Source organism: Curtobacterium sp. MCPF17_046 (assembly GCF_003224295.1).
Classification (GTDB): Bacteria; Actinomycetota; Actinomycetes; order Actinomycetales; family Microbacteriaceae; genus Curtobacterium.
The window spans coordinates 33,176-56,427 of the sequence record NZ_QKLB01000020.1 but is presented as its reverse complement, the minus strand read 5'-3'; the positions used below and the strand labels follow the sequence as shown (position 1 = coordinate 56,427).

At 71.9% G+C, this 23,252-nt stretch carries 19 protein-coding genes; 9 read left to right on the top strand and 10 right to left on the bottom strand.

Going from position 1 to position 23,252, the window contains the following annotated elements; translation table 11 throughout:
• From DEJ32_RS16420 to DEJ32_RS14640, 5 genes are all read right to left on the bottom strand, one after another.
• Positions 1–234, bottom strand: a 234-nt coding sequence (locus DEJ32_RS16420; protein WP_220033039.1) for a hypothetical protein, incomplete at its 3' end; no start/stop codon positions are given.
• Entirely contained in the window at positions 231–5,720 is a 5,490-nt protein-coding gene (locus DEJ32_RS14655) for a DUF6531 domain-containing protein (protein WP_110901801.1), read from the bottom strand. The genes DEJ32_RS14655 and DEJ32_RS16420, both read right to left, overlap by 4 nt.
• A 124-nt stretch (positions 5,721–5,844) precedes the next feature.
• Positions 5,845–6,918: a redox-regulated ATPase YchF gene (gene ychF / locus DEJ32_RS14650; protein WP_110823645.1), complete on the bottom strand. Its 1,074-nt coding sequence runs from the start codon at positions 6,916–6,918 to the stop codon at positions 5,845–5,847.
• A 118-nt stretch (positions 6,919–7,036) separates the two neighbouring features.
• The gene (locus tag DEJ32_RS14645; protein ID WP_110901800.1) at positions 7,037–7,246 is read right to left on the bottom strand and encodes a hypothetical protein; all 210 of its coding nucleotides are present in this window, start codon (positions 7,244–7,246) and stop codon (positions 7,037–7,039) included.
• Positions 7,247–7,255: 9 nt separating this feature from the next.
• On the bottom strand, positions 7,256–7,813 hold the full coding sequence (locus tag DEJ32_RS14640) for a hypothetical protein (RefSeq protein WP_110901799.1): 558 nt from the start codon (positions 7,811–7,813) through the stop codon (positions 7,256–7,258).
• 90 nt (positions 7,814–7,903) lie between these two features.
• Between DEJ32_RS14640 and DEJ32_RS14635 the strand changes: the two genes are divergently transcribed.
• Positions 7,904–8,539, top strand: a complete 636-nt coding sequence (locus DEJ32_RS14635; protein ID WP_309146402.1) for an exonuclease domain-containing protein — start codon at positions 7,904–7,906, stop codon at positions 8,537–8,539.
• Between the two features lie 89 nt (positions 8,540–8,628).
• Positions 8,629–9,891 (top strand): DNA recombination protein RmuC, encoded by a 1,263-nt coding sequence (gene rmuC / locus DEJ32_RS14630; RefSeq protein WP_110901798.1) that lies wholly within the window; start codon positions 8,629–8,631, stop codon positions 9,889–9,891.
• A 116-nt stretch (positions 9,892–10,007) separates the two neighbouring features.
• Here rmuC and glpX read toward each other — a convergent pair whose 3' ends face one another.
• Positions 10,008–10,997, bottom strand: coding sequence for a class II fructose-bisphosphatase (gene glpX, locus DEJ32_RS14625; protein WP_110823639.1), 990 nt, complete (start codon positions 10,995–10,997; stop codon positions 10,008–10,010).
• Positions 10,998–11,153: 156 nt separating this feature from the next.
• Between glpX and fbaA the strand changes: the two genes are divergently transcribed.
• Complete coding sequence (gene fbaA / locus DEJ32_RS14620) at positions 11,154–12,182, top strand: class II fructose-bisphosphate aldolase (RefSeq protein ID WP_110823638.1); 1,029 nt, start codon at positions 11,154–11,156, stop codon at positions 12,180–12,182.
• Positions 12,183–12,298: 116 nt separating this feature from the next.
• Positions 12,299–13,558 (top strand): M18 family aminopeptidase, encoded by a 1,260-nt coding sequence (locus tag DEJ32_RS14615; RefSeq protein WP_110901797.1) that lies wholly within the window; start codon positions 12,299–12,301, stop codon positions 13,556–13,558.
• Positions 13,559–13,580: 22 nt separating this feature from the next.
• Here the strand turns inward: DEJ32_RS14615 and DEJ32_RS14610 are convergent, their stop codons facing one another.
• The gene (locus DEJ32_RS14610; protein ID WP_110901796.1) at positions 13,581–14,312 is read right to left on the bottom strand and encodes a DUF6264 family protein; all 732 of its coding nucleotides are present in this window, start codon (positions 14,310–14,312) and stop codon (positions 13,581–13,583) included.
• Positions 14,309–15,373 carry a 4-hydroxy-3-methylbut-2-enyl diphosphate reductase gene (locus DEJ32_RS14605; protein WP_110901808.1) on the bottom strand — a complete coding sequence of 355 codons (1,065 nt, stop codon included), beginning with the start codon at positions 15,371–15,373 and terminating at the stop codon, positions 14,309–14,311. Before DEJ32_RS14605 ends, DEJ32_RS14610 begins: the two co-directional genes overlap by 4 nt.
• Before the next feature lie 124 nt (positions 15,374–15,497).
• Between DEJ32_RS14605 and xseA the strand changes: the two genes are divergently transcribed.
• The 5 genes from xseA (at position 15,498) to DEJ32_RS14580 (ending at position 20,101) form a co-directional block, all read left to right on the top strand.
• Positions 15,498–16,763, top strand: a complete 1,266-nt coding sequence (gene xseA, locus DEJ32_RS14600; RefSeq protein ID WP_110901795.1) for an exodeoxyribonuclease VII large subunit — start codon at positions 15,498–15,500, stop codon at positions 16,761–16,763.
• A gap of 145 nt (positions 16,764–16,908) precedes the next feature.
• A complete protein-coding gene (locus DEJ32_RS14595) occupies positions 16,909–17,175 on the top strand; it encodes an exodeoxyribonuclease VII small subunit (protein ID WP_110823634.1) in 267 nt (88 codons plus the stop codon).
• Positions 17,172–17,810 (top strand): DUF4245 domain-containing protein, encoded by a 639-nt coding sequence (locus DEJ32_RS14590; RefSeq protein WP_110823633.1) that lies wholly within the window; start codon positions 17,172–17,174, stop codon positions 17,808–17,810. The genes DEJ32_RS14595 and DEJ32_RS14590 overlap by 4 nt, the downstream gene beginning before the upstream one ends.
• 98 nt (positions 17,811–17,908) lie before the next feature.
• On the top strand, positions 17,909–18,523 hold the full coding sequence (locus tag DEJ32_RS14585) for a carbonic anhydrase (RefSeq protein WP_110890341.1): 615 nt from the start codon (positions 17,909–17,911) through the stop codon (positions 18,521–18,523).
• A 165-nt stretch (positions 18,524–18,688) separates the two neighbouring features.
• Positions 18,689–20,101, top strand: a complete 1,413-nt coding sequence (locus DEJ32_RS14580; protein WP_110901807.1) for an aspartate ammonia-lyase — start codon at positions 18,689–18,691, stop codon at positions 20,099–20,101.
• A gap of 452 nt (positions 20,102–20,553) precedes the next feature.
• On the opposite strand, the gene DEJ32_RS14575 is transcribed toward DEJ32_RS14580, so the two are convergent.
• Both DEJ32_RS14575 and DEJ32_RS14570 read right to left on the bottom strand, forming a co-directional pair.
• Positions 20,554–21,903 (bottom strand): PhoH family protein, encoded by a 1,350-nt coding sequence (locus tag DEJ32_RS14575; RefSeq protein ID WP_375342327.1) that lies wholly within the window; start codon positions 21,901–21,903, stop codon positions 20,554–20,556.
• Between the two features lie 228 nt (positions 21,904–22,131).
• On the bottom strand, positions 22,132–23,247 hold the full coding sequence (locus DEJ32_RS14570; RefSeq protein WP_110901794.1) for an aminotransferase class V-fold PLP-dependent enzyme: 1,116 nt from the start codon (positions 23,245–23,247) through the stop codon (positions 22,132–22,134).
• Positions 23,248–23,252 lie beyond the last annotated feature (5 nt).

The following is a 23,252-nucleotide window of genomic DNA, read 5'->3' as shown; positions in this document are numbered from 1 at the left end:
GGCTCGGGACCGGCAGTGCTGCTCGTCGTTCCGGGAACCGCCGGGGGTGATGCCGAGCGCGTCGCGCAGTCCTGCAGTGTCCACCACGAACGAGGTCCCTGCGCCGCTCGACACCTCCCACGTGGTGACGCCGGCCGTGAACAGGAACCGGCGTTGCGGTCGTCCTGCGACGCGGAAGTACCGCGTCTCCGGTGGGCCCGGCTCCGGAGCGCGCGACGAGGTCGGTGACGTCATCGCAGGTCCCAACTCGGCTGGGGGTCCTGGGAGTACCCGGAGTACCCGGCCACCCGGCTCTGCTCCATGTCGTAGTACGCGCTCGGTCCGAGTGGATCGACCCCTGCTGGGCGCAACGCTTCGTCCGGAGCGCCGATGTCGACGATGTCCTTGCCCTGCATCTTCTGGTAGTCCACCCATTTCTCGTTCGCCCAGAGGTGCACCCGCTCGTGGACCGACGTGGGGAGGTGCGCCTCTGTCCAGTCGTAGACCCGGGACGGCAGCGCCTCGTACGAGGAGTACCCGTGCGCAGCTCCGTAGGGATGGACGCGGTACTCCATGCTGCGCCCCATGACCGCCGTGTCGGCGGAGGCGTTCCGCGTCACCGCACCCATGATGCCCTCGCTGACCTTCTGGCCCACGGCTCCACCGGCGCCACCGGTGACGGTCCCCGCGAGCGCACCCTGGCCCGTGGCGGAGAGCGCTCCGGTGACCGAGTGCGGGCCCGGCCCCGTGTAGTAGCCGTACGCTCCCTGGACGCCGCCACCGATCCCGCCGGAGCTGGCACCCGCGACGACCGACGCCTTCATCCCGGTCAGTCCCGCCCGGGCTGCGATGCCCGCACCGCCGAACCCGCCGAGGGCGCCGCTGAGCGCGACCTCGCCCCAGTCGACCTCGCCCGTCGTGGCCTTCTGGATGATCGTGTCGGCTCCGGCGCTGATCAGCATCATCCCCGCCGGGCCGCCCACACCGGTCGCCATGAGCACGCCGCCGGCGACGACCATGGCACCCCCGGCGAAGTACTCCCAGTTGTCGGCGAAGAAGTCACCGGCGGCAGCGAACGCGCCGCGCGATGCCGAGCTGTCGTACGCCTTCAGTTCTGCGTCGGTGAGCGGGCGGAGTCCGGTCGGGTCGACGGCCCCGAGCGGGTCGTTGCCCGCGTACGCGTAGGGGTTGCCGTCCCACCCGGCGCCGATGACCGGGGGCAGCGGATCAGCGGACAGGAAGCCCCGGGCGGTCGGGTCGTACACGCGCGCACCGAGCCACTCGAGGCCCGCGACGACGAGCCCACCCGTCGCCGTGACCCCGATGTCGTCCGGGAACCCGGACGCGGCGGTCGACGAGCCGACGGTCCCGGTGACCGCCCAGGGATCGCCGACGTCCGTCGCCCGTGCTCCACGCCACTGGTCGGTGGTCCAGGTCGTCCCGACCGCGGTGAGCCCTGCGGGCAGCCCGAGCACCCGCTCGCCTCCCACCGCCACGAGGGTCGGTACGGCGGCGGCCGTGTCCCACCAGACCGACGCGTCGTCGACCTCCGCGAGTTCGCCGAGTGCGTCGACCCACAGGCGGTGTTCCGTCGCGGGGTGGTCGCTCGTGCCGGGGACGGGACGGTGCACGAGCTCGGCCAGACGACCGATCGTGCCCCAGCCGTACTCGGTCCTCGCCCCGTCCGGGTCGGTGACGGCCACGCGCCGCCCGAGGGCGTCGTGCAGGTACTCGCTGCGCGACCCGTCGGGGTGCTCCGTCGAACGGATCTGCCCCGCTGCGTCGTACTCGTGTGTCGTCGTGCCGTCGGGGCCGGACTCCGCGACGAGGCGTCCGCCGAGGTCGTACTCCCACGTCGACCGGCCCGCGTCCGTCTCCACCGCGACGAGTTGCCCCGCGGCGTCGTACTCGACCGTGGTCACACGGGCCGGGCCGTCGTCCGGGCCCTGCCGGGTGACCCGGGAGACCCTCCCGTGGTCGTCACGCTCGACGAGGGTCGCACCGCTCCCGCCCGTGTGCCGGGTCATGAACCCGTCGTGGAAGGCCCAGCTCTGCACGTGCCCACCGGCACGCGCGGCGATGCACCGACCGCTCGCGTCGCGGTCGAACTCGACACGGCCGAGTCCCGGGTGCTCGACGGCGACCGCCCGTCCGGCTGCGTCACGCGTCCACGTCGTCCGCACGCCGTTCGTGTCGGTCGACGCGATGCGCTCGCCGTCCGGTCCGTACTCCCAGGTCATGCCCCAGCCGTCCCGGGTCCGGGAGGTGAGCAGACCACGACCGTCGAAGCGCAGTTCGTGGTCGACGACCCTGCCGTCGTCGCGCGTGTGGTCGTGCACGACGACCCGACGCCGGGCGGCGTCGTGCTCGACGACCGACACCAGCCGACCGTCGACCGAGGTGCTGACCGGCCGCCCGGACGCGTCGTGCGTCCACGTGGTGGTGCGGCCGTCCGCATCCGTCCGCGAGATCGGTCGACCTGCCGCGTCGTACCGGAGGACCGTTCGGCGCGTGAGGGGGTCGGTGATGCCGGTGACCTGGCCGAGGTCGTCGTACTGGTACTCGGTGACGGCGCCGGTGGGCCCCGTGACCCGGGTGACCCGCCCGAGGTCGTCGTGGTCGTACGAGGTGACGCCACCGACCCCGTTCACCGTGCGGACGAGCTGCCCGACGGCGTCGTAGGTGAAGCGACGCGTACCGAAGGCGGGGCCCCGGGTCGCGACGAGCCGCCCGACCCGGTCGTACTCGAACCGCGTGGTCCCGACCCCGGGCACCCGCTGCACCGTGAGGCGTCCGACCGCGTCGTACTCGAAGTGCTCGGACTCGCCCGTCGGGAACGTCCTGGCGACGAGACGCTGATCGGCGTCCCAGACGAGTTCCGTGACCCCGCCGACCGGGTCGGTGGTCCGCCACGGGCGACCGCACGCGTCGTACTCGTACGCCGTGGTCGCGCCGGAGGCCGCCACGACGGCGACGACCCGACCGGCCGGATCGCGTTCGAGCGTCGTCAAGCCGCCCTCGCCGTCGACGAGTTCGACCGCGTTGCCCGCCGCGTCGTAGGTGACGAGTTCGGCCGAGCCGTCCTCGGCCTCGACCCGCACCGGGCGGCCGTACTCGTCGAAGCGGACCGTGGTGCGGGCGAAGGCGTCGGCGATCGTGACGGTGCCGGTGTCGCGCTCCGTCGTCGCCGAGGTCCGGAGTCCGGTCGGGTCGATGCTCGCCGTCAGGTTCCCGGCCACGTCGTACTCGCGCGACCAGGTGCCGCCAGCGGGGTCCATGACGCTCGTGAGCCGCGAGAGCGCATCGTGCGCGAACGCCCACCTCCCGCCACCCGGGAGCACGACCGCGGCCACGTTGCCCAGGTCGTCGAACTCGCGCTCGACGGTCCTGCCGAGCGCATCGGTGGTGCGGACGAGCTCGCCGTTCGCTCCGTACTCGAACCGGGTCCGCGCGCCCGTCGGGTCCACGACCGCCGTGGGCCGTCCCGCAGGGTCGTGCTCGAACCGCCACTCCGCACCGTCCGCGTCGGTCCGCTGCACGAGCAGCCCCGCTCCGTCGTACCGGTACTCGGTGCGCGCACCCGACGGACTGACGGCAGCGGTCGGACGTCCCGCGGCGTCGCGCTCGGTCCGGGACGTCTCCCCCGAGGCGTTCCGGATCGCGACGAGGTCACCGGCCCGGTCGTACGCGAAGTGCAGCGGCACGCCGGTCGGGTCGACGACCCTGAGCAGCCGACCGCGATCCCACTCCAGTTCGGTGCGCCCACCGAGGGCGTCGTGGATGACCGACGGGTTCCGCGACACGTCATCGGGGTACTCGTAGCTGATGACCGATCCCGACGCGGTGACGAAGGTGGTGACCCGGTCCTGCGCGTCGTACCCCCAGGTCAGGTCCGCACCCTCGGCGGTGACCGTGCGCGTCCGCCGACCGCGCTCGTCGTGGGCGTGGACCGTGACGGACCCGTCTCGACGCGTGGACGAGACCAGGTTGCCCGAAGCGTCGTACGTCATCGACTGCCGCTGGTCGGCGGAGTCGAGCATCCCGACCAGGCGTCCCTTCGCGTCCGCGATCCACGAGTTCGACCGGGTGCCGTCCTCGTCCGACACAGCGGTCACGCGACCGGGGAGGTAGGCGAACCTCGTGCGCCGCCCGTACTGGGACACCTGCAGGACGACACGTCCTTGCTCGTCATAGGTGTTCTCGGCCTCGACCACGCCGGCGGCCGAGACGACAGCGGCGATGAGGCCGTCCTCGTTCCACCGGTACGTCCGTGTCCCGAGTGCACCGGTCACGCGGCCGAGGTACCCGTTCTCGTACCCGTACTCCATCCGGCGTCCGTCCGACGCACGGACCACGGCCACGCGCCCGCCGACGTACTCCACCTCGAGGTTCCGGCCGAACTCGTGCTCGAGGCGGATGACGGCACCCGAACCGTCACGGCTGACCGTGGTGGTCTCGCCGTGCCCACGTCCGGACGCGAGCCAGCGACCGGTCGGGTCGAACGCCCACCACCCGCCCTGGTTGTCGCGCACGACGAGACGGGCCCCGTCGGGACCCTCGCCCGGCTCCCGGTGCAGCCAGGAGTTCTCGCCGACAGCACGACCGAAGCCGTCACCGTCGCGCGGGTAGTCCACTGCTCGCCCGTCGTCCCGGACCCAGCGGGCACCGGTGTCGGACAGCAGGAGCGCCTGGTCGAGGACCGATGCCCATCCCGGTCCGAACACCCCCGGCGTCCCGAGCGCGGACGGCATCGAGTTGTACATGCGCGTCAAGGCCAGGCCGGATGCCCCGACGAAGGCCAAGTCCGTCTCCGGCTCGAGGAAGTTGCCGGTCGACGTGTTCACCGGGTCGTTCGCGTACCCGCTGGTGGGCATCGCACCCGCCGCGGTCGGCGGGTCGATCTGGAGGCTCGAACGGCTCGCCGAGACGCCGGCCGCCTGCAGTGCCGCGCCGAGCGCTGCGTCGCTCAGGGTCGAGACCGCCCCGGCGCCGCCGGCGGCCTCGAAGGCGGCGGCGATCGTGTCGGCCCAGGAGGCGTCCTCGGCGTTCGCGCTGAGGTACCGGCGGTAGGCGCCCACCACTCCGGCCGCATCGATGTGGCCCCATGAACAGTCGCTCGCGAAGTCGGCGAGCGCCGCCTCGATGCCGCCCGGGGTCGCCGCGAGGGCGTCGTCGAGCCCGCGGGATCCGGTTGCGAAGGACCGCAGGTCCTCCGGCCGCGCAGAGGAAGTACCACCTCCCCCTCCGCCTCCACCGCCACCGGGAGCCGGGGTCTGGCGGGAGCCGGTCGAGGCCTGGGCAGCAGGGAAGGTCGGGGCCGGTCCGGGATCGACGTTCGGACGCTCGTCCTCACCGAACCAGAAGTCGTGGAACTGGTCGCCGAAGTCCTTGTTGTTGTGCCGGTGGACCCACTCGTTGTTCTCCTTGCGGCGGGCGTCCTCCTCGTGACCGGCCGCGATCATCTTGCCGACGTACCCGGCGACCGTGCGGAGGGCACTGGCGAGGTTCGACGCGTCCTGCGACGCCGTGGTGGCGTTCGTGGCGAACAACTCCGAGAAGTGGCCCTCGAAGTCGTGCTTCGCCGTCGAGACGTACGAGGCCCGGGATCCAGCCTGCCCTTCGAGCCGAGCTGCTTCTGCCAGGAGCTTCGACTGCAGTGCCGACGCGGTGGAGTACGTGAACTTCCCACCGTTGGACGAATCCGACTGCGGGAGCAGTGGCACCTCGACGAATTCGGTCATGACCGGCACTCCCCCGTGTTGCTTCCCCGGGCCGGGTTGCCGACCCGCCGCGCATCGCGCGCGACGGCTCCACCGTACCCACCGGTGGCGACGAGCACCACGGGTGCGGGCAGGACACCGGGCCTCAGTTGTTGAAGCGGAACTCCACCACGTCGCCGTCCTGCATGACGTAGTCCTTGCCCTCGATGCGGGCCTTCCCCTGCGCACGGGCCTCGGCGATGGAGCCGGTGGCGATGAGGTCGTCGAACGAGATGACCTCCGCCTTGATGAAGCCCTTCTCGAAGTCCGTGTGGATCACACCGGCAGCCTGGGGAGCCTTCCACCCCTTGCCGATCGTCCACGCACGCGACTCCTTCGGACCGGCAGTCAGGTACGTCTGCAGCCCGAGCGTCTCGAACCCGATGCGCGCGAGCTGGTCGAGACCGGACTCGGTCTGACCGGTCGACTCGAGGAGCTCCGCGGCGTCCGCGGGGTCGAGGTCGATGAGCTCGGACTCCACCTGGGCGTCGAGGAACACCGCGTTCGCCGGGGCGACGAGGGCGGCGAGCTCGGCCTTGCGGGCCTCGTCGGTCAGGATCGCCTCGTCGACGTTGAACACGAAGATGAAGGGCTTGGCGCTGAGCAGCCCGAGCTCCTTGATCGGCTCGAGGTCGATCGAGGTCGCGGAGAGCAGCACGCCCTTCTCGAGCTCGGCACGGGCGTCGCGGGCGGTCTCGAGCACGATCGGCTCGGCCTGCTTCAGCTTGAGCATCTTCTCGTACCGCGGGAGCGCCTTGTCGATGGTCTCCATGTCGGCGAGGATCAGCTCGGTGTTGATGACCTCGAGGTCGTCCGCCGGCGAGACCTTGTTCGCCACGTGCACGACGTCGTCGTCGGTGAAGCCGCGGACGACCTGCGCGATGGCGTCGGCTTCGCGGATGTTGGCGAGGAACTTGTTGCCGAGCCCCTCACCCTCGCTCGCACCCTTGACGATGCCGGCGATGTCGACGAACGACACCGGCGCGGGCACGGTCTTCTCCGAGCCGAACAGCTCCGCGAGCTGGTCGAGACGCGGGTCCGGCAGGTTCACCACCCCGACGTTCGGCTCGATGGTGGCGAACGGGTAGTTGGCCGCGAGCACCTGGTTCTTGGTCAGGGCGTTGAACAGGGTCGACTTGCCGACGTTCGGGAGACCGACGATTCCGATGGTGAGTGCCACGGGAGGAGAGCCTACCGGCGGCGGCGTGACGGGGCCGCCCCTGGGTCCCGCCGCAGGTTCCGAGCCGACGCGCGGCGACGGACAGGGCCGTGCCGGTGGGGAGCCTCCAGTGTGTCCGTCAGCCGCCGCTCGACGCGGGATCCAACGTGGCGTACCAGATCGCCGCGATGACGAGCCCGCGGAACCCGGCGAGGGCGCCGACGGCGATCGCGACGCAGGTGCCAGCGAGCACGAGGGCCAGGCTGATCGCCCGTCGTGCGGTGCGCGGCGGTGCGTCGACGACCTCGGCCTGCGCCAGCAGGTCGTCGAGGTCGCGTGGGTCGGCCATGACGGGAGGCTACCGCCGCCCGCCTGGTCGGACCAGGGCCGCCACCTGCTCCTCGACGACGCTCAGCACCTCGACCTGGAGGCGCTGGGAGCGTCGCCAGTCACCGGGGACCTCGAGCGCGTGGTCGGCTCCGTCGACGGTCACGAGCCGCGCCCGGGTGTGCGGGAGACGGTCGGGCCGCCACATGGGATCGGCGGAACCGCCGACCGCGACCTCTCCGTCGCTGACCGTGGCGAGCGCGTCGCGCACCGTGTCGTCGGTGAGCACCGGGGTCAGCCACACGCCGGGGACCTCGTTCGCCACCGCCCAGGGCAGGGCGGAGCACCCGAAGGACTTGGCGACCACCAGGTCGGGCAGCCGATCGCCGAGCGCGGTGGCGACGTGTTGCGTGACGAAGCCGACCGGGTCGGCGCGGGCAGCGTCGTCGACCGTCCAGTCGGGTGCGAGGACCGCACAGCCGGACTCCCGCGCGATGGTCGCCGACCACCGGAGGAGCGGAGCCTGCTGTCCGTACCCGGCACCCGCCAGGACGAGGACGAGCGGGGTGCGTGCGGGACCGGTCTCCATCGCCACAGCGTACGAGCGGGGACTCCCGCTGCCGGCACCACGCCGCGCTCGATTCCGGAGTTGTCGTATCCCCGTGCGACGATCGATCGCGTGTTGAACTTCACCGCGATCGACTTCGAGACCGCGAACAACTCGCCCGCCAGCGCGTGTTCCGTGGGTCTCGTCAAGGTGCGCGGCGGCCGCGTCGTGGAACGGGCCTCCTGGTTCATCCGTCCGCCCGCCGGGCATGACGCGTTCCTCGAGTGGAACACGCGGATCCACGGGATCGTCGAGTCGGACGTCACCCACGCCAAGACGTGGGAGCAGCAGTACCCGGACATCGTGGCGTTCGCGGAGGGCGACGTGCTCGTCGCACACAACGCCCGCTTCGACATGGGCGTCATCGCGGGTGGGTGTGCGGCGACGGGGATCGACATCGCCGAGCACCACTCGATGTGCTCGCTGGCGGTCGCACGGAAGACGTACACGCTCGACTCGTACCGGCTGCCGTCGGCCGCGACGGCAGCCGGCTTCTCCGGCTTCCAGCACCACGACGCGGCGGCCGACGCCGAGGCCTGCGCCGCCATCGTCGTCCACGCGGCCGGGTTCCACGGCGTCCCGACGGTGGAGGCGCTCGGCGCCGTGACCCGGGTCACGATCAACCCGGTCCGCGCCCGTGTCGAGAAGCCGAAGGCGACGACGCCGCAGCCGCGGCTGTCACGCCGCCCCATGGTCTTCTCGGACTGACCGCGGTCCGACGGGCCCCGTCCGGCCCGTCGCACGGCTCGCCGCCGGTCGGGAGGCCCGGTGTCGGTGGGACCTGCCAGGGTCGCGTCATGCAGATCCTCGCCCTGGTCATCGGTCTCGTGATCGGCATCGCCGTCGGGGCCGTGGTCGCGTGGTCACTCGCCCGGTCCCGTGCCGGAGTGGACGCAGCGACCGCGAACGCGACGGCCGACGGCCTCCGTTCCCAACTCGACGCGGCCCGACGTGACGCCGAGGAGCGGCTCGACGCGCAGGACGCGCAGTACCGCCGACAGGTCGACTCCCTCGAGCGCCGGGCGGCCGAGTTGGAGCACCTCGTGCAGCGCATGCACGGCGCCGAGTCGAACCGGGCGCAGGACGAGTCGAAGGTGCTCTCCGCGCTCAGCCCGGTCGCCGACACGTTGCAGGTCATGCGGGAGAAGATCGCCGAGCTCGAGCGCTCCCGCAGCGAGCAGTACGGCGCCCTGTCGGCGCAGCTCCGGTCGGCCGCCGAGTCCGAGGAACGCCTCCGTGCCACGGCCGAGACCCTCGCCAGCGCGCTGTCGTCGAACAGCACGCGCGGGGTGTGGGGCGAGACGCAGTTGCGGAACGTGGTCGAGGCCGCCGGGCTGCTCGAGCGGGTCGACTTCGACGTGCAGTCGTCGGTGACCACCACGGCGGGGGCGGCTCGCCCGGACATGATCGTGCACCTGCCGGGCGGGAAGAACATCGCCGTCGACGCCAAGGTGCCGTTCGCCGCGTACCTGCAGGCGATGGACATCCCGGCGTCCGCGACCGGGGCGGAAGGTGCGCGGCGCGAACACCTCATGGCGCAGCACGTCAGGGCGCTCCGGGCGCACGTCGACGCCCTGGCGGCCCGGGAGTACTGGTCGGGCTACGACGCCTCCCCCGAGCTGACGGTGGCGTTCATCCCGTCGGAGTCCCTCATCGCGAGCGCCCTGGCCGCCGACCCCGGCCTGCTCGACCACGCGTTCCGCAAGCGGGTGGCACTGGCTTCGCCCGTGACGCTGTGGTCCGTGCTGAAGACCGTCGCGTTCTCATGGCAGCAGGACGTCGTCACGCAGGAGGCACGCGAGCTGTTCCGGGTGTCCCGCGAGTTGCACGGGCGGCTGTCGACCATGGCCGGGCACGTGGACAAGCTCGGCCGGTCGATCCGCGGTGCCGTGGTCGACTACAACCGGTTCGTCGGGTCACTCGAGCGGCAGGTGCTCCCGAGCGCCCGTCGGCTGTCGCTGCTCGACGAGTCGAAGGTCATCGCGGACCCGACGTCGATCGAGGACGAGCCGCGGTTGCTGACGGCGCCGGAGCTCGTCGCGAGCACCGAGCGCGACTGAGCAGCGCCGGGACCGGGGTCGGGGCCGGGGCCACGAAAACCCGCTCGAACCACGGGAGTACGTGGTTCGAGCGGGTTCTCCTTGTGCGGATCCTCGGCGCGCCGCGGGTCAGCGGATCAGAACCACTTCTCGGCGCGGTGGTCCGCCTGGATGCGGCGGATCGTGTTCGAGCGGGACCGGAGCACGAGCGAGTCGGTGTGGATGACGCCGCGCGAACGACGGACACCGTCGACGAGGACGCCGTCGGTGACACCGGTCGCGACGAAGAACGTGTTGTCGCCCGTGACCAGGTCGTCCTGGTCGAGCACCTTGTCGAGGTCGTGACCGGCGGCGACGGCGCGCTCGCGCTCCTCGTCGTCCTTCGGCTGGAGCTTGCCGAGGATCACGCCGTCGAGCGCCTTGATCGCGCAGGCGGTGATGATGCCCTCGGGCGTCCCGCCGACGCCGACGCACATGTCGATGTTCGACCCGGGCAGCGCCGCTGCGATGCCACCGGCGACGTCACCGTCGAGCAGCAGTCGGGTGCCGGCACCGGTCGCGCGGATCTGACGGATGAGTTCGTCGTGGCGCGGGCGGTCGAGGACGGCGACGACCATGTCCTCGAGGTCCTTGCCCTTCGCCTTGGCGAGCGCACGGATGTTCTCGCCGATGGGCTTCTCGAGGTCCAGGACCCCGCGGCCCTCGGGCCCGGCGGCGATCTTGTCCATGTAGAACACGGCGGACGGGTCGTACATGGAGCCGCGGTCCGAGACGGCCATGACGGAGATGGCGTTCTGTCGCCCGGCGGCCGTCAGCGAGGTGCCGTCGATCGGGTCGACCGCGATGTCGCAGGCCGGGCCGTGGCCGTTGCCCACGTGCTCGCCGTTGTAGAGCATCGGGGCGTTGTCCTTCTCGCCCTCACCGATGACGACGACGCCGTCGAAGTTCACCGTGCCGAGGAACTTGCGCATCGCGTCGACGGCGGCACCGTCGGCGAGGTTCTTCTCACCACGTCCGACCCACGGCTGTGCCCGGATCGCGGCGGCCTCCGTCGCACGCACGAGTTCGAGCGCCAGGTTGCGGTCGGGCTGGAGGAACAGGGAGCCGGTCTCAGTCGTGGGAGTCACGACCCGAGCCTACCGACCGCCACCCTCCCGGCCTCCCCGCGCGCACGGATGTGCACACCGTGCTCCGTCCACAGGTGCCGACCACATCCACCGCCCACCAACCGCCCCTGACTAGCATCGGTTGCGACATCACCGAAGAAGTCGAAGGAGAACCCAGTGCCCATCGCAACGCCGGACCAGTACGCCGAGATGATCGACCGCGCGAAGGCCGGGAAGTTCGCCTACCCCGCGGTCAACGTGTCATCGTCCCAGACCATCAACGCGGTCCTCCAGGGTCTGACCGAGGCCGGCTCCGACGGCATCATCCAGGTCACGACCGGTGGCGCGGACTACTTCGCCGGGCACACGGTCAAGAACCGAGCAGCCGGCGCCCTCGCGATGGCAGCCTTCGCGCACGAGGTCGCGAAGAACTACCCCATCACGGTCGCGCTGCACACGGACCACTGCCCGAAGGACGCCCTGGACGGCTTCGTGCTCCCGCTCATCGCGGCGAGCGAGGAAGAGGTCCGCGCGGGCCGCAACCCAATCTTCCAGTCGCACATGTGGGACGGCTCGGCGGTCCCCCTCGACGAGAACATCGAGATCGCCAAGACGATGATCGAGAAGACGCGGAACATCAACGCCATCCTCGAGGTCGAGATCGGCGTCGTCGGCGGCGAAGAGGACGGCGTGCAGCACGAGGGCACGAACGACGCGCTCTACACGACCTCGGGCGACGTCGAGCGGGTCGTCGAGGCACTCGGCATGGGCGACCAGGGCCGCTGGATCGCCGCGCTGACCTTCGGCAACGTGCACGGCGTCTACAAGCCGGGCAACGTGAAGCTCCGGCCCGAACTCCTCGGCGAGATCCAGGATGCCATCGCGCAGAAGCACGGCACCGGTCAGAACCCGCTCGACCTCGTCTTCCACGGCGGTTCGGGGTCGACCGACGACGAGATCCACCAGGCCGTCCGCAACGGCGTCATCAAGATGAACATCGACACGGACACGCAGTACGCGTTCACGCGGTCGATCGCCGGTTCGATGTTCTCCAACTACGAAGGCGTCCTCAAGATCGACGGCGAGGTCGGCAACAAGAAGCAGTACGACCCGCGCGCCTGGGGCAAGGTCGCCGAGACGGCGATGGCCGCCCGCGTCGTCGAGGCCACGAAGGTCCTCGGGTCCGCGGGTCAGTCCCAGAGCTGAGCAGCGAGCACCCGGTCCGGACCGGGAGGAACGGGGCACGTCCGACGGACGTGCCCCGTTCTGCGTCCCGTGGCCTCTGCTGCGTCCGCCCACCGCCGCCGTGCCACGATGGACGGATGACCGTCGACGCCATCGCCAGCGAGTTCGCCCACTTCGTCACGGAGTCGCCGACCGCGTTCCACGCCGCCTCGGTCGCGCGCGACCGCCTGGTGGCCGCCGGGTTCACCGACCTCGCCGAGACCGACGCATGGCCGACCGAGCCCGGGGCCTACGTCGTCGTCCGCGACGGCGCGGTCATTGCCTGGCGCCTCCCCGGAGGAGCCACGGCGACGACGCCGTTCCGCATCCTCGGCGCGCACACCGACTCCCCCGGGTTCCGGATCAAGCCGAACCCGTCCGTCCGCGTCGGCGGCTGGGAACAGCTCAACGTCGAGGTCTACGGCGGCCCGGTCCTGTCGACGTGGTTCGACCGTGACCTCCGCATCGCCGGACGGGTCGTCCACGCCGACGGCACCGCGAGCCTGTTCGACACCGTGGACGCCGTCGCGCGGATCCCCAACCTCGCGATCCACCTCGACCGCGGCGCGAACGACGGCCCGGGCATCGACAAGCAGCGCCACACGCTGCCGATCGTGGGCACCGACGGGACCACCGGCGGCACCGACGTCGAGGCGTGGCTGCGCTCCCGACTCGGCGAGACGGCCGTGGCGTGGGACCTGTTCCTCGCCGACTCGCAGGCCCCGTCGCGGATCGGCATCGACCGTGCGTTCCTGGCGTCCGGCCGGATGGACAACCTGACGAGCGTGCACGCCGGCCTCCGCGGGATCGTCGAGGCACCGGGCGACGGCGACCACATCCCGGTGTTCGCCGCGTTCGACCACGAGGAGATCGGGTCCTCGTCGCCGTCCGGTGCCGGCGGGCCGTTCCTCGAGGACGTCCTCGCCCGCGTGCAGGAGGGGCTCGGGGCGAGCCGTTCCGAGTCCGCCCGTGCCTTCCGGGCATCGTGGCTGCTGTCGAGCGACGCGGGGCACCTGGTGCACCCGAACTTCTCGGAGAAGCACGACCCGACCAACCGCCCGCGCCCGGGTGGTGGCCCGCTCCTGAAGATCAGCGCGAACCAGCGGTACATGACCGAGGCGAAGGGCACCGCCGTGTTCGCGGCGGCGTGCGAGTCCGCGGGCGTGGCGTTCCAGCCGTTCGTCAACGTGAACACGATCCCGGGCGGCTCGACGATCGGACCGATCGCGGCGACGCGTCTCGGCATCCCGACGATCGACATCGGCCTCGGTCTGCTCTCGATGCACTCGGTGCGGGAACTCGTGCACGTCGATGACCTCGCCGACCTGCACGGGGCGGTCGCCGCCTTCCTCGCCTGACGGCGTGGCATCGGCGCTGGGCCTAGCCTCCGGCGGCCTGCCGCATCATCGCTGCGACGAACCCGTCGTCCCGGAAGACCACGGCGGCGAACACCACCGCGCTGAGCAGGGTCGCCACCGCTCCCCCGAGCAACGGCACCCAGAAGCTCCTCCGACCTGCGCGGAGCCGGACGACGGACCACCAGAGGACGAGCGCGAAGACCACGAGCATGACGACCGAACTGATCATCGCCGCGCCGTTGAGCGCTCCGGGGTCCTGCAGAGCGGTGTAGTTCGTCTCGAGCTCCTCGCGCACCGTCGAGGCGACGGACCCGATCGAGAGTGACTGGACGACGCTCACGAGCCCCATGCCGAGGAGCACGAAGGTCAGCAGCACGTCCACGGGGGACGCGCCGAGCCGTCGGGCGGACGCGGCGTCCCCGGTGGTCGCCGTCCGGTCGGCCGTCGCAGCAGCTCGTGCTCGGACAGCGGGACGACCCGACCCGCCGGCGGCCCCGGGAGCGGCCGACGCGGCAGCGCGCTCGCGGTCCTCGCGTTCCTGACGTTCCTGTTCGACGAGGACCGGGTTCACCCAGCCCTCGGGCGCGTACTCGCCGTACTGCGGAGCCGGTCGCCCAGCCGGGACGGCGCCCGGGGTCTGCGTGGCGGCACCCGCGGTATCGGGGGCGATCCGGGCCTCCTGAGCGTCCACGGCCGTGGTCCCGCGCGGCGGGACGACGTCCCACCCGGTCGGGCGTCCGTCCGGAGCGCTCATCGGGTGCGCCCGCCCAGCGGACGCGTCGGCTTGCCGTCGGCGTCGGTGCGGAGTTCGCGCGGGAGGGAGAACATGAGGTCCTCGTGCGCGGTGACGACTTCCTCGACCGTGCCGTAGCCGGCGTCGGCGAGTTGGTCGAGCACCTCGGCGACCAGGACCTCCGGGACGGAGGCGCCGCTGGTCACGCCGACGGTCTCGACCCCGTCGAGCCATTCCTGCCGGATCTCCTCGGCGTAGTCGACCCGGTGCGCGTCCTTGGCGCCGTACTCCAGGGCGACGTCGACGAGGCGCACGCTGTTCGACGAGTTCGCGGACCCGACCACGATGACCAGGTCCGCGGCGGGTGCGACCTTCTTGACCGCGACCTGCCGGTTCTGGGTGGCGTAGCAGATGTCGTCGGAGGGCGGGTTCTCGATCGACGGGTACTTCTCCCGCAGGAGCCGGACCGTCTCCATCGTCTCGTCGACGCTCAACGTGGTCTGCGACAACCACACGAGGTTGTCCGGATCGGGGACCTCGAGCGCGGCGACGTCGGCCGGGCCGCTCACCAGGATCGTCCGCTCGGGCGCGTGACCCATGGTGCCCTCGACCTCTTCGTGGCCGGCGTGCCCGATCAGGATGATGGTGCGCTCCGCCTTCGCGAACCGGGAGGCCTCGCGGTGGACCTTCGTCACGAGCGGGCAGGTGGCGTCGATGGCGTGCAGGTCGCGTGCGGCGGCTCCGGCCACCACCGCCGGGGAGACACCGTGCGCGCTGAAGACGACGTGCGACCCGCGGGGCACCTCGGCGACGTCGTCGACGAACACGGCGCCGCGCTGCTCGAGTGTGGACACCACGTGGACGTTGTGGACGATCTGCTTCCGGACGTACACCGGCTCGCCGTACTGCTCGAGCGCCTTCTCGACCGCGACCACGGCGCGGTCGACCCCCGCGCAGTAGCCGCGCGGCGCCGCGAGCAGCACCCGCTTGCTCCCGCTGACCGGTAGGTCACGCAGCCGTCCGCGCGCTGCGGGGACCCGCGGCGGGGCGAGCGGGACCGAGTGGCCGTTGGTGATCGTCACGTCCCCGATGATAGGTGAGCAGGACCCGCGCAGCCTGGGCACGGACGAGCCCGTGGAGAACGCGCGGACGGCCGGGATGTCACCGGCGTCCGACACCATGGTCCGCACGACCGGGAGGAGCACGATGGCGATCGAACAGGGGCCGCCCACGGCGGAGGACCCGTGGCCCGTCGCGCTGCTCGGCGCGAAGCTCCGCGACTGGATCGACCGCCTCGGCGTCGCCTGGGTCGAGGGTGAGATCACGCAGTGGAACGTCGCCGGCGGCAACGTCTACGGCAAGCTCAAGGACGTCGAGGTCGACGCGACCGTGTCCTTCTCCATCTGGTCGAGCGTCCGCTCCCGGGTGCCCACCGACCTCAAGCAGGGCGACCGCGTCGTCGCCGCCGTCAAGCCGAACTACTGGGTCAAGGGCGGCTCGCTGACGATGCAGGTGGTCGAGATGAAGCACGTCGGGCTGGGCGACCTGCTCGAACGGCTCGAGCGGTTGCGGCGTGCCCTGGCGGAGGAGGGGCTGTTCGACCCGTCCCGGAAGAAGCGTCTGCCCTTCCTGCCGCATCGCATCGGCCTCATCACCGGCAAGGACTCCGACGCCGAGAAGGACGTCAAGCGGAACGCCCAGCTGCGGTGGCCGCAGGTCGAGTTCCGGACGGTGCACACGGCGGTGCAGGGCGACCGTGCCGTGGCCGAGGTGACCGCGGCGATCCAGGAGCTCGACGCCGACCCGGAGGTCGACGTCATCATCGTCGCTCGTGGTGGCGGCGACTTCCAGAACCTGCTCGGCTTCAGCGACGAAGGCCTCGTCCGCGCGGCCGCCGCGGCGACGACACCGCTCGTGTCGGCGATCGGGCACGAAGCCGACCGGCCGATCCTCGACGAGGTCGCCGACCTCCGGGCCTCCACCCCGACCGACGCGGCGAAGCGGGTCGTCCCGGACGTGGCCGAGGAGCTCGCGAACGTCCGACAGGCCCGAGCCCGTCTCGGCCTGCGGCTCTCGCACACCCTGTCGGTCGAGGCGGACCGGATCGCCGCGCTGCGGTCCCGGCCCGCGCTCGCCTCGACGGCCTGGCTGGTGGACACACGTGCCGAGGAGGTCGCCCGTGACCTCTCCCGCGCCCGGGAGCTGCTCGACCGTCGGATCGAGCGCTCCCACTCCGACGTCGGGCACCTGACGGGGCGGCTCAGGGCCCTGTCCCCGCGCGACACCCTCCGACGCGGGTACGCGATCGTGCAGACGCAGGACGGCGCGGTGGTCCGCGGCGCGAACGAGCTCCACGGCGCCACCGCGGTGCACGTGACGCTCGGAGCGGGGACCGCGGTCGGCACGCTGGAAGCGGACGGGCCCGGTCCGGACGGATCGGGTGCCGGCGGGGCGGCCGAGGACGCCGCCTGACGCGGGAGGCCCGCCCCGGTCGGTCCGTTCCGGCTCGGAGGCCCGTCCCGACCTCCCGGGCGACGCTCCGCCCGCCTCGGCGCGAGTTCTCCACGGACCCCGCCGGACAGCGGAACCGTCGGTGGCGGCTCGGTAGGATCGGACTGTGTCTTCCGAGCAGCAGTCCGAGCAGCCCGACGTCCGCTCGTTGAGCTACGAGGCGGCGCGTGACGAACTCGTCCGTGTCGTCTCCGAACTCGAGCAGGGGTCCGCGACCCTCGAGCGTTCCCTCGGCCTGTGGGAGCGCGGGGAAGCCCTGGCTGCTCGCTGCGAGGAGTGGCTCATGGGGGCCCGCGCGCGCCTCGACGCTGCGCGTGCCGCAACGGAGGACCGTCCCACGGCCGACGACTCCGCGGTCGGTGGTGCCCGATGACCGATCCGGACACCGGTCGACCGATCGTCGCCGAGCTCGGCCGCCCGGAGACCGCCGAGGAGACCTGGGCGCGGAAGGACACCGCCCGTCGTGCGCGGCGTGAGCACCAGACGGCGTTCAACCTCGTCCTGGCGCTCATCGCGTCGCTCGGCATCGTGCTCTTCCTGGTGGCGGTCGTGGTGCGACCCGACCAGGCCGTCGACCGCGCCGTGGACTACCGCCAGGTGGCACAGCAGGCGGACGTGTCCGGTGCCACCCTCCTGGTCCCGACGCTGCCGTCCTCGTACACCTCGAACCACGCCGACTACGAGTCGGGCTCCGCTCGTGGGGTCGCCGTCTGGACGATCGGCCTGCTGACGCCGGACTCGCAGTACATCGGCATGCACCAGGGGATCGACGCGAACGACACCTGGATCGCCGACCAACTGGACCAGAAGCCGGCGACCGGCTCCCGCGACATCGGTGGCGTCGAGTGGACCGTCTACGACCGTCGTGACGAGGGCAAGGACGCGGGCAACAACGCGTACGCCCTCGTGACGACCTCCGGTCGGGACACCGTCGTGCTCGCCGGCACCGCAGACGACCGCTCGTTCCGCACCGTCGCGACCGCGATCGGCGAGGAACTCCGGAACTAGCCGCCGGCGGCCGGTCCTGCGGCCGACCGCGGCCAGCACCGGCCGAGAACCACCACGAACCCGTCCCGAGAACCCGAACGCCCGAGGAACGACACACGATGACCGACCGCGCCGCCTCCACCCCCGCCGAGGCCCTCCGACTCCTCGTCGAGGGCAACGCACGCTTCGCCGCCGACAAGCGCCGGACCGGGCGGATCGACCCCGAGCGTCGCTCCGAGCTGCAGGGCTCGCAGGCTCCGTTCGCCACCGTCCTCGGCTGCTCCGACTCGCGCGTGCCGTTCGAGCACGTGTTCGACGCCGGCATCGGTGACGTGTTCGCGATCCGGAACGCCGGACAGATCGTGGACGAGGTCGTGCTCGGCTCCATCGAGTTCGCCGTCGTCGCGCTCGGCACGCCCCTGGTGGTCGTGCTCCGGCACACCAAGTGTGGAGCCGTCGCCGCTGCCCGGTCGGGTGAGCCCGTTCCCGCGCCGCACCTGCAGGCCCTCGTCGACGCCATCGCGCCGAGCGTCGAGCGTGTCCGCGCCACGGACCCGGACGTCGCGCAGGAGTCGGTCGGTGCCGCACACCTCGAGTCGAGCCTGAAGACCATCCTCGACCGCTCCGGCGCGGTGTCCGACGCCATCGCGGAGGGTAGGTTGGCCGTGGTCGGCGCGACCTACGACCTCACCACGGGAGAGGTCACGATCGACACCGTCGTCGGACAGGCCTGACCGGTCCGTGCGGCGGACGCCTGCCCCGTGGGGACACGGGTGGGCGCCCGGACGGACCACGTCCGACGACGACACCGCCCCGGCAGCGACGAGCCGCCGAGCGGACACCGACACCGCCCGCGACCGCGACCCGGTGTGAGCACCACGAGGAAGGACCACGACGACGTGACCGACACCACCACCCCCGCTGACGGCGAGTTCCGCATCGAGCACGACACGATGGGCGAGGTGCGGGTCCCCGCGTCGGCGCTGTACCGTGCGCAGACACAGCGGGCCGTGGAGAACTTCCCGATCTCCGGCACGGGCCTCGAGTCCGCGCAGATCGTGGCGCTCGCGCGGATCAAGCGCGCCGCAGCCCTGGTGAACGGCCGGCTGGGCATCCTCGACGACGACGTCGCCCAGGCGATCGCGACCGCCGCGGACACCGTGATCGGCGGCGAGCACCACGACCACTTCCCGGTCGACGTGTACCAGACCGGCAGCGGCACCTCCTCGAACATGAACATGAACGAGGTCCTCGCCACGCTCGCCTCCCGGACCGCCCGGACCGAGGTGCACCCGAACGACCACGTCAACGCGTCACAGTCGTCGAACGACGTCTTCCCGACCTCCGTGCACGTCGCGGTCACGGACGCCCTCATCCGTTCGCTCGTGCCGGCACTCGAGCACCTCGCCGAGGCACTCGAGCGCAAGGCGACCGAGTGGGCCGGCGCGGTGAAGTCCGGCCGCACCCACCTGATGGACGCCACGCCCGTCACCCTCGGCCAGGAGTTCGGCGGGTACGCGCGCCAGATCCGCCTCGGCATCGAGCGCGTGACCGCCACCCTCCCCCGCGTCGCCGAGGTCCCGCTCGGCGGCACCGCGGTCGGCACCGGCATCAACACACCGAAGGGCTTCCCGCAGCAGGTCATCGCGCAGCTCGCGGAGGACACCGGACTGCCGATCACCGAGGCGCTCGACCACTTCGAGGCGCAGGGAGCCCGCGACGCCCTCGTCGAGGTCTCCGGCGCCCTCAAGGTCATCGCCGTCAGCCTGACGAAGATCAACAACGACCTCCGCTGGATGGGCTCCGGCCCGAACACCGGGCTCGGCGAACTGCACATCCCGGACCTGCAGCCGGGCTCGTCGATCATGCCGGGCAAGGTGAACCCGGTGATCCCCGAGGCCACGCTCATGGTCGCCGCGCGGGTCATCGGCAACGACGCGACCGTCGCGTGGGCGGGCGCGTCCGGTTCGTTCGAGCTCAACGTCGCGATCCCGGTGATGGGCACGGCGCTGCTCGAGTCCATCCGTCTGCTCGCGAACAGCACCCGCGTCCTCGCCGACAAGACCGTCGACGGGCTGCAGGCGGACCTCGAGCGGGCGCGCGCATTCGCCGAGTCCTCGCCGTCGATCGTCACGCCGCTGAACCGCGTCATCGGCTACGAGTCGGCAGCGAAGGTCGCGAAGACGGCGGTCGCCCAGGGCATCACCGTCCGGGAGGCGGTCGTCGCCCTCGGTTTCGTCGAGCGCGGCGAGGTCACCGAGGAGCAGCTCGACCGCGCCCTCGACGTCCTCAGCATGACCCGCCCCGCCTGACCCGGCCAGCACCAGACACCGGCGTCTGCACGAAACGCCGCTCCGTCACCGAGACGCCGCCGTTCCCGGCGGCGTCTCGGGCGTCCGGCGGCGTCCCGCCCCGACGGGCCCGTCCTGCGCCGCCGGGCCCATCCCACCCCGGCGGCCAGACGGGAGGCTCGGCGGCGACGCACCCCGAGCCTCCCGTCCGCAGCGATCACCCGACAGCAGCGCACTGGCGCGGGTCGGCGGCGCACAACCGGATCCGCTCCGGACCACGCGAATCCGTGGTTCGGAGCGGTTCCTGGTGTGCGAGACCGGTCCGCGCCGCCGGACCCGTGCCGTCCCGCACCCCGAGCCTCCCGGCCGGCGCCGTCGCGCCGGACGTCGGATCGCGCTGAGCGACAGCCCTCGCGCCGACCAACGCGAGGTCTGTCGCTCAGCGCGAATCGAGCCGGCCGGGCCGCCCGCCCCTACGCCAGGTCGGGCGAGTCCAGCAGCTCCGTCACGAGCGCCGCGATCGCCGAGCGCTCCGACCGTGTCAGCGTCACGTGTGCGAACAGCGGGTGCCCCTTCAGCCGTTCGATCACCGACGCGACCCCGTCGTGCCGGCCGACCCGCAGGTTGTCCCGCTGCGCCACGTCGTGCGTGAGCACCACGCGCGAGTTCTGCCCGATGCGGGACAGCATCGTCAGCAGGACGTTGCGCTCGAGCGACTGCGCCTCGTCCACGATGACGAACGCGTCGTGCAGGGAGCGGCCCCGGATGTGGGTGAGCGGCAGCACCTCGAGCATGCCGCGCTCGACGACCTCGTCGAGCACGTTGTCGGACACGAGCGCCCCGAGGGTGTCGAACACGGCCTGCGCCCACGGGTTCATCTTCTCCGAGGCGTCTCCGGGCAGGAACCCGAGCTCCTGGCCGCCCACGGCGTACAGCGGGCGGAACACCATGATCTTCTTGTGCTGCTGCCGTTCGAGCACGGCCTCGAGACCGGCACACAGTGCGAGCGCGGACTTGCCGGTGCCGGCACTCCCTCCGAGGGACACGATGCCGATCTCCGGGTCGAGCAGGGCGTCGATGGCGAGCCGCTGCTCGGCGGACCGCCCGCGGAGGCCGAAGACCTCGCGGTCCCCGCGCACGAGCGACACCGAGCTGGCGGTGTGCACGCGGCCGAGTGCGGAGCCGCGCTCGGAGGAGATGACGACCCCGGTGTTGACCGGGACGCCGTCGAGGTCGACCGTGCGGAGCTCCTCGGTCTCGTAGAGCGCCGTGACCTGGTCGCCGGACACCTGCAGCGTGGTGATGCCCGTGTACCCGGTGTCGACGGCGAGTTCGGCGCGGTACTCCTCGGCGGCGAGGCCGATCGACGCGGCCTTCACCCGGAGCGGCAGGTCCTTCGACACGACCACCACGTCGAGCCCGTCGTTCGCGAGGTTGGACGCGACCGCCAGGATGCGGGAGTCGTTGTCACCGAGCTGGAGCCCGGACGGCAGGACGGACTGGTTCGAGTGGTTCAGCTCGACGCGGAGCGAGCCGCCGTCCCCGACCGCCACCGGGAAGTCCAGTCGCTCGTGCTCGACCCGCAGCTCGTCGAGGATGCGCAGCGCCTGCCGGGCGAAGTACCCGATCTCCGGGTCGTTGCGCTTCGACTCGAGTTCGCTGACGACCACGACGGGCAGGACGACCGCGTGCTCGGCGAAGCGGAACAGGGCGCGCGGATCGCTGAGCAGCACCGAGGTGTCCAGCACGTAGGTGCGCTGGGCGGCCGACGTCGATGCCGGCGCTGCTGACGAGGTTCCGCGGGAGACGTTCTGAGAGGTCACGACCACTCCATCCCCGGGCCGCGAGCGACCCGGTCCATGTCCTCGACGCGGCCACTGGAGCGGTCCCGGAGCACCGACCGTGGCCGCTCCGACCGGGCGCGTTGCCCGATGTCGCCAAGCTACGACGGGTGGGCGCAGCGCACCAGCGACACGCCTGATCGCGCGGTTACGGTCGTGTGTCGGCCGGCTGAACGGCCGGGAGGCGCGGCCAGCGGCCGGCGTCAGGCGTCAGGCCGTCATCGTGGCGTACGAGACGCAGGCGTCCCGGAACATCCCGAGCGTCTCGTCCGTCGTGGACGCGAACACCGAGACCCGCACCTCACCGAGGCGGGCCGTCGCGGTGACGCCGTGGTTGTGCAGCGCTGCGCTCAGTGCGGTGAGCCGTCCGGCACCCGGGCGGAGCACGACGATTCCGGCGCGCTCCGGGAGGTCGTGGCTCGACACGACGGGCAGGCCGAACTCGTCGGCGATGGCGATGACCCGGTCCACCCGCTTCGCGACGCGCTCCTGCACGGCGGCGACGCCGACGGCGGTGAGGCGTTCGAGGGAGACGGCGAGACGGGCCTGGGACACGGGGTCCACCCGCGACATGCTGAAGGCCGTCGCACCGGGGCGCACGGTCGGGACCTCGGACGGCCAGCCCGTCGTGCCGTGCGGACCGGACAGCGCCGGCCGGACGCGCTCGAGGGCCCGGTCGCTGAACGACACGAAGCCGGTGCCCCACCCGGCGTGCAGCCACTTCTGGCCGCCCGTGGCGACGACGTCCGCCACCTCGTACGGGGCGTCGACGACGCCGAAGCCCTGGATGGCGTCGACGATGAGCAGACGGTCGCCGATGACGTCCCGGATCGCGGCGAGGTCGGCGAGGTAGCCGGTGCGCCAGTCCACGAGGGACAGCGCCACCGCGGTCACGTCGTCGGAGAGCCGCTCGCGGATCAGCTCGGGCGTGAGCCAGCCGGCGCCGGACTCGATGACGACGGGCTGCACGCGGCCGCCGGTCGCCGACGCGGCACTCGCGAGGGCGAGCGGCAGCGACGGGTACTCGTCGGCGGCGACGAGGACCCCACCGGTCAGGCCGAAGGCGGTGTGGAGCAGGCCGGGCGTGGTCGCGGTCTGCGAGACGACCTGGTCCTCCCGGCGGCGGACGAGACGGGCGGCGACGGCGCGGACCCGGGCGTCCTGTTCGTCGAGCGTCTCCATCGCCCCGAAGCGCATGTGCTCCTGGATGTGGCCGAGGACACGCTGCTCCTCGAGGACGGCGGTCTGCACGGGGCCGAACGCGGCGTGGTCGAGGTAGCCGGGCTCCTCGGCGAAGCCGGCGACGTACTCGTCGATCGTGGTCACGGGGT

What these genes read in the sequence shown, in the direction of transcription:
- DEJ32_RS14655 (WP_110901801.1), bottom strand. Translation starts at nt 5,720, where the DNA reads ATGACCGAATTCGTCGAGGTGCCACTGCTCCCGCAGTCGGATTCGTCC.
- DEJ32_RS14645 (WP_110901800.1), bottom strand. Translation starts at nt 7,246, where the DNA reads ATGGCCGACCCACGCGACCTCGACGACCTGCTGGCGCAGGCCGAGGTC.
- DEJ32_RS14640 (WP_110901799.1), bottom strand. Translation starts at nt 7,813, where the DNA reads ATGGAGACCGGTCCCGCACGCACCCCGCTCGTCCTCGTCCTGGCGGGT.
- rmuC (WP_110901798.1), top strand. Translation starts at nt 8,629, where the DNA reads ATGCAGATCCTCGCCCTGGTCATCGGTCTCGTGATCGGCATCGCCGTC.
- DEJ32_RS14615 (WP_110901797.1), top strand. Translation starts at nt 12,299, where the DNA reads ATGACCGTCGACGCCATCGCCAGCGAGTTCGCCCACTTCGTCACGGAG.
- DEJ32_RS14610 (WP_110901796.1), bottom strand. Translation starts at nt 14,312, where the DNA reads ATGAGCGCTCCGGACGGACGCCCGACCGGGTGGGACGTCGTCCCGCCG.
- xseA (WP_110901795.1), top strand. Translation starts at nt 15,498, where the DNA reads ATGGCGATCGAACAGGGGCCGCCCACGGCGGAGGACCCGTGGCCCGTC.
- DEJ32_RS14590 (WP_110823633.1), top strand. Translation starts at nt 17,172, where the DNA reads ATGACCGATCCGGACACCGGTCGACCGATCGTCGCCGAGCTCGGCCGC.
- DEJ32_RS14585 (WP_110890341.1), top strand. Translation starts at nt 17,909, where the DNA reads ATGACCGACCGCGCCGCCTCCACCCCCGCCGAGGCCCTCCGACTCCTC.